This is a genomic window from Streptomyces sp. UH6, from assembly GCF_013421635.1.
GTDB classification, from domain to species: domain Bacteria; phylum Actinomycetota; class Actinomycetes; order Streptomycetales; family Streptomycetaceae; genus Streptomyces; species Streptomyces abyssomicinicus.
The window spans coordinates 1-4,342 of the sequence record NZ_JACADT010000467.1 but is presented as its reverse complement, the minus strand read 5'-3'; the positions used below and the strand labels follow the sequence as shown (position 1 = coordinate 4,342).

The window sequence follows — 4,342 nt, the reverse complement described above, 5'->3', positions numbered from 1 at the left end:
GCGCCCTGCGGGAACAACTCCCGCAGGGCGGTGGAGCGTTCCTCGGCGACGTGCTCGACGGCCGCGGTGAACAGGTCCTCGCGGGTGGGGAAGTGGTGCTGGGCGGCGCCCCGGGAGACGCCGGCCCGTTCGGCGACGACGGCGACCGTGGAGCCCGCCCAGCCGTGCTCGGCGAGGCAGGCGACGGCGGCCTCCAGCAGCCGCTGCCGGGTGGCCCGGCTGCGGTCCTGCTTGGGGGCGCGCGCCGCCGCGGACGTCGCCTGGTTCACATCACCCACGCGGGATCCCGTCGCTCGAGGAAGGCGGTCATCCCCTCTCGCGCCTCGTCGGAGGAGAACAACCGGGCCGAGAGCGCGGACAGTTCTTCCGCGTCCCGGTCGAAGTTCTCCAGCACCTTAGCCGTGACCAGCGGTTTGGTCCGGGCGAGGGCCTGCGGGGAGGCGCGGCGCAGACCGTCCAGGACCGGCTCCAGCACCTGGTCGACGTCCTCGCCGGCCGCCGTCACCAGGCCGATCCGCGCGGCCTCGGCCGCGTCGAACCGCTCCCCGGTGAGGTAGTAGCGGGACAGGGCGCGGGGTTCGACGCGGGGCAGCAGGGTGAGCGAGACGACCGCCGGGGCCACCCCGATCCGCACCTCGGTCAGCGCGAAGGTCGACCGGGCCGAGGAGGCGGCGACGATGTCGCAGGCGCCCAGCAGCCCGAACCCGCCCGCCCGGACGTGCCCGTCCACCCGCCCGACCACCGGCTTGGGCAGTTCCAGCATCCGCCGCAGCAGCCCGGTCAGCGCCTCGGGCGGCGGGGGGTCGCGCAGGTCGGCGCCGGCGCAGAAGGTGGTACCGGTGTGGGTGAGCACCACCGCCCGCACGTCCCGGTCGTCGGCGCACTCCTCGAACAGCCCGGCCAGCCGCCCGACGAGGGCGGCCGACAGGGCGTTGCGGTTGGCCGGCGAGTCCAGGACGAGCGTGGCGACGCCCCGCTCGTCCGACCGCCGCACCAGGTCCGCGGATGTGTCCGTCATGTGCGTTCCCTCATGCTCGTTCCCTCATGCTCGTTCCCTCAGTTCGCGTCGCAGGATCTTGCCGCTGACCGCGCGCGGCACGGCGTCGACGAAGGTGACCCGCCGCACCCGCTTGTACGGGGCGACGCGGTCGGCGACATAGGCGGTCACGTCCGCCCCGGTGAGCTCCTCCGCACCGGCCTGGCGGACCACGAAGGCGGCCGGGACCTCGTTGGAGTCGTCGTCGTAGACCCCGATGACCGCCGCGTCGGCGATGCCGGGGTGGGTGAGCAGCAGGGCCTCCAGCTCGGCGGGTGCGACCTGGTAGCCCTTGTACTTGATCAGCTCCTTGACCCGGTCCACCACGAAGAGCCAGCCGTCCTCGTCGACCCGGCCGACGTCGCCGGTGTGCAGCCAGCCGTCGGCGTCGACCATGGCGTCGGTGGCCTCGGGGCGGCCCAGGTAGCCCTTCATCACCTGGGGGCCGCGGATCAGGATCTCGCCGGTCCCGCCCGGGCCGAGGTCCTTCTCCGGGTCGTCCAGCGAGACGATCCGCATCTCGGTGCCGGCGATCAGCTTGCCGACGGTGCCGGCCGGGGCGTCCCGCGCGAGGGGCGGGACGACGTGGGTGCCGGGCGACAGTTCGGTCATGCCGTACGCCTGGCCGACCGACGGCACCCCGAGCCGTGTCCGGCACGCCTCCGCCAGCTCGGCGTCCAGCGGTGCGGCGGCGCTGATGACGTACCGCACCGAGGAGAGGTCGTAGCCGTCGACCGCGGGGTGCTTGGCGAGGGCCAGCACGATCGGCGGGGCGACGTAGAGGGCGGTGATCCGGTGCTTCTCGACGGCGGTGAGGAAGACGTCCAGCTCGAAGCGGGGCAGCACCACCACCGTGGCGCCCTGCCGCAGCGGGGCGTTCATCAGGGCGGTGAGCCCGTATATGTGGAAGAAGGGCAGGACGGCGAGGATCCGCTCGCCCTCCCCGGTGGGCACCGCCGGTTCCAGCTGGGCGAGGTTGGTGGCGATCGACCGGTGGGTGAGCATCACGCCCTTGGGCGTGCCGGTGGTGCCCGAGGAGTACGGCAGGGCGGCGACGTCCTCGGCCGGGTCGATCGGGACCTGCGGCTCGGGGGCGGTGGAGCCCAGGAAGTCCATCAGCGAGCGGTGCCCGGGGGCGCTGTCGCAGACGTAGATCTCCCGGACGCCGCCCGCGAGCTCCGCGGCCGCCTTCGCGGTCTCCAGCAGCGGGGAGACGGTCACGATCCAGCGCGCCGAGGAGTCGGTGAGCTGCTTGGCGAACTCCTCGGCGGTGGCCAGCGGGTGGACGGTGGTGACGGCCGCGCCCGCCCGGGTCGCCGCGTAGAAGGCGATCGGGAAGGCGACCGTGTTGGGGCTGTGCAGGGCGAGCACGTCCCCCTTGACCAGTCCCGCCTCCGCCAGGCCGGCCGCCACCCTGCGGTGGAAGGCGTCGACCTGGGCGTAGGTCAGGGTCATGCCGTTGGTGCCGTCGATCAGTGCGGGGGTGTCGCCGCGTTCGGCGGCCCGGCCGAGCACCGCGTCGTGGATGGGCTCCTCGACGGCGGGGACATCTGCGTACTCGCTGCGGAACATGAAGGCTCCTTGTCGCACGACGCTGTGCCGATGTGCGCCCCTGCTGGGGCGTGGCCGCCAAATATGGCGATATCAGTAGGACTTGGGAAGACCCAGCGTCTGATGCGAGACGAAGTTCAGGATCATTTCCCGGCTGACCGGGGCGATCCGGGCCACCCGCGCCGCGTTGACCAGCGAGGCGAGGCCGAACTCCTTGGTGAGGCCGTTGCCGCCCAGGGTGTGCACGGCGGTGTCCACCGCCTTCACGCAGGCCTCGCCCGCCGCGTACTTCGCCATGTTGGCGGCCTCGCCCGCGGCCAGGTCGTCGCCGGCGTCGCAGAGGTGGGCGGCCTTCTGCATCATCAGCTTGGCGGTCTCCACCTCGATGTGCGCGACGGCCAGCGGGTGCTGGACGGCCTGGTGGGCGCCGATGGGGGTCTTCCAGACCTGCCGCTCCTTGGCGTACTCGATCGCCCTGGCGAGCGCGAACCGGGCCATGCCCACGGCGAAGGCGGCGGTCATCACCCGCTCCGGGTTGAGCCCGGCGAAGAGCTGGAGGAGCCCCGCGTCCTCGTCGCCCACCAGCGCGTCGGCGGGCAGCCGCACGTCGTCGAGGACCAGCTCGAACTGCTTCTCGGCGGCGGCCAGTTCCATGTCGAGCACGGTGCGGTGGAAGCCCGGCGTGTCGCGCGGGACGACGAACAGGGCGGGCTTGAGCCTGCCGGTGCGGGCGTCCTCGGTGCGGCCCACGATCAGGGTGGCGTCGGAGATGTCCACGCCGGAGATGAAGACCTTGCGCCCGTTGAGCACCCACGTGTCGCCGTCGCGGCGGGCGGTGGTGGTGATGCGGTGGCTGTTGGAGCCGGCGTCCGGCTCGGTGATGCCGAACGACATGACCTTGCTGCCGTCGGCCAGGCCGGGCAGCCACTCCCGCTTCTGCTCCTCGGTGCCGTAGCGGGCGATGATCGTGCCGCAGATGGCCGGGGAGACCACCAGCAGGAGCAGCGGGCAGCCCGCCGCGCCGAGCTCCTCCAGCACCAGCGACAGCTCGTAGATGCCGCCGCCCCCGCCGCCGTACTCCTCGGGCAGGCTGACGCCGAGGTAGCCCAGCTTGCCCGCCTCGCTCCACAGCTCCTCGGGGCCCTTGCCCTCCTCCATCGCCCGGGTGACGTACGCCCGCCCGTAGCGGCGGCCCAGCGCGGCGACGGCCTCCCGCAGCGCCTTGTGCTCCTCGGTCTCGATGACGACGCTCACTGGCTCTCCTCGTGGTCGGCGGAACGGTCCGCTTCCTTCGGCGGTGCCTGGACGACGGCGAGCAGCGCGCCGACCTCGACCTGGCGGCCGGGTTCGGCGTGCAGTGCCGTCAGGGTGCCGGTGACCGGGGCGGTGACGCGGTGCTCCATCTTCATCGCCTCCAGCCACAGCAGTGGTCGGCCCTCGGTGACCTCGGAGCCGACGGCCAGGCCCTCGGCGACCCGGACGACGGTTCCGGGCATCGGCGCGAGCAGCGAGCCGGGCTCCCGGCGGGTCTCCGGCTCGGGGAACCGGGGCAGCTCGGTGAGCGCGGCGCCGTTCACGAAGACCTGCCCGCCGTCGTACCGGGCCACCTCGTACCGGCGCCGCACGCCCCCCGTCTCCAGGACGACCAGTGCGGGGCCGGCGTGCACCACGCCCGCCGCGTCGGCCGCCAGGCCCTGCCGGGTCCAGCGGTAGGAGACCTCGTGCTCCGTCTCCCCCGCCCGGTACCGGCGGGTC

General features: G+C 73.3%; 5 protein-coding genes. All 5 read right to left on the bottom strand.

Annotated features, from left to right (window positions below; translation table 11 throughout):
• Positions 1–278 (bottom strand): TetR family transcriptional regulator (locus HW445_RS20085; RefSeq protein ID WP_180222377.1); only part of this gene is annotated, 278 nt, incomplete at its 3' end.
• A complete protein-coding gene (locus HW445_RS20080) occupies positions 266–1,018 on the bottom strand; it encodes an enoyl-CoA hydratase family protein (RefSeq protein WP_180222376.1) in 753 nt (250 codons plus the stop codon). The genes HW445_RS20080 and HW445_RS20085, both read right to left, overlap by 13 nt.
• A gap of 24 nt (positions 1,019–1,042) precedes the next feature.
• Positions 1,043–2,608, bottom strand: a complete 1,566-nt coding sequence (locus HW445_RS20075; RefSeq protein ID WP_180222375.1) for a 4-coumarate--CoA ligase family protein — start codon at positions 2,606–2,608, stop codon at positions 1,043–1,045.
• Between the two features lie 72 nt (positions 2,609–2,680).
• A complete protein-coding gene (locus tag HW445_RS20070) occupies positions 2,681–3,841 on the bottom strand; it encodes an acyl-CoA dehydrogenase family protein (RefSeq protein ID WP_180222374.1) in 1,161 nt (386 codons plus the stop codon).
• The coding region (locus tag HW445_RS20065) for an acetyl-CoA carboxylase biotin carboxyl carrier protein subunit (RefSeq protein ID WP_180222373.1) at positions 3,838–4,342 on the bottom strand (505 nt) is incomplete at its 5' end. The genes HW445_RS20065 and HW445_RS20070, both read right to left, overlap by 4 nt.